This is a genomic window from Streptomyces sp. NPDC054840, assembly GCF_053611065.1.
On the sequence record NZ_JBSGZP010001131.1, the window covers coordinates 1 to 1,253 of the forward strand.

Here is a 1,253-nt window from a genome sequence, read left to right on the forward strand (position 1 = left end):
AACCTTTCCGGTCACAGCACTAGGCTCTCCCGGTCGTGTACCGGGTGCCGTATGTCTTGGGGGCGGATCACCCTTTCGGGGGATGGGGGTCGGCCGGACTCCTTACGGCTGCGCTTTCGGCTTCGGTTGTTCGGTGGTGTGGGCGCCCGGGGTGGGGTGGGTCGGGCTGTAGTACACGGACCGCCCTTGCTTGGACCGTTCGAGCAGGCCGCGGGCGACACCTTGTTCGAGGGTGTTGCGGATGACTGCCGCCTGGACGGTGCGGGTGGGGTGTGCGGCGCCGAGGGCTTCGGTCACCTCGGCGGCCGACCTCGGTTCGGTCCCCCCGGCCAGGACGGCTGTGACCAGTGTGAGCCAGGACGGGCCGCCCGCCGCGGCCTTCGCCCCGCCGGTGCCGGTGGTCTTCCGGGGGCGCGGGGCCTTCGCGGCAGCCGGGGCGGGGACGGTGCCGGTGGTCTTGCGGGGGGGGGGGGCGTCCGCGGCAGCCGGGGGGGGGGCGGGTTGCCGGGTTTGCTTGGTGTCAATGGCAGGGGTGCGTGCCGGGGGCACCGTGGCCGGCTGCGTGCGGTGCTTGTCCGGCCGTGCGGTGGCGGGTCCCGTTGCGGTGCCCAGGGCGTCCTGCATCCTGAGCAGGACCTTTTCGCCTTCTCCGAGTTCGCGGAGTTCGCGCTGCAGTTGTTCCAGTTCGGTTCTGCGCTGTTCCTGCGCCGCCCGGTTGGCCGCGAGGTCACCGGCGATCTGCTGGGCGTAGTCGTCCTTGACGCGCGTGGCACTGCTGGCCGTGGTCATGGGTTCCTCGATGTGTGTGGTGAGGGGATACCGGGAGGCGAATGGTACGCACACTGCTTCTACCCCTGACGCCGGATCACCTACCGGGCCGGGCGGCGCGGACCGTGCCCGGGTGTCACCGCCTTCCGGCGCGCAGGCCTCGTGGGCTGCGCTGCCGTATACGCCCGGTGGGAGAACTGCCGCCCGGGTGCGGCACGGTGGGGCGGGTGCCCGCGCATCCCGCCGGCCCGGGGTGGGCGGCCTCGGCGTACGGGCGGTGGCCGCACCGTGTTCCTTGTCGTTCCGGCATTCCGTCTGCCCGCTGCGTACCACAGCGCGTATGTCGTACCCGGCGGCGTCGTAGGCGCAGAGCTGGGATGGGGCAGCATCTCGTGGTCCGGCAGCCGCCGGGCACCGCGGATGCGGCACTAGGGCGCTGGAGGGGTGCGCCGGACCGGCTGCCGGCCGGCGGATGACGGTGAGTG

The 1,253-nt window shown here is 72.6% G+C and carries 1 protein-coding gene; it reads right to left on the reverse strand.

Translation table 11 applies throughout. The annotated features are described in order from the left end of the window. Positions 1 to 102 precede the first annotated feature (102 nt). Positions 103 to 789 (reverse strand): hypothetical protein, encoded by a 687-nt coding sequence (locus tag ACWGIU_RS38110; RefSeq protein WP_453712706.1) that lies wholly within the window; start codon positions 787 to 789, stop codon positions 103 to 105. Positions 790 to 1,253 lie beyond the last annotated feature (464 nt).

What these genes read in the sequence shown, in the direction of transcription:
- ACWGIU_RS38110 (WP_453712706.1), bottom strand. Translation starts at nt 789, where the DNA reads ATGACCACGGCCAGCAGTGCCACGCGCGTCAAGGACGACTACGCCCAG.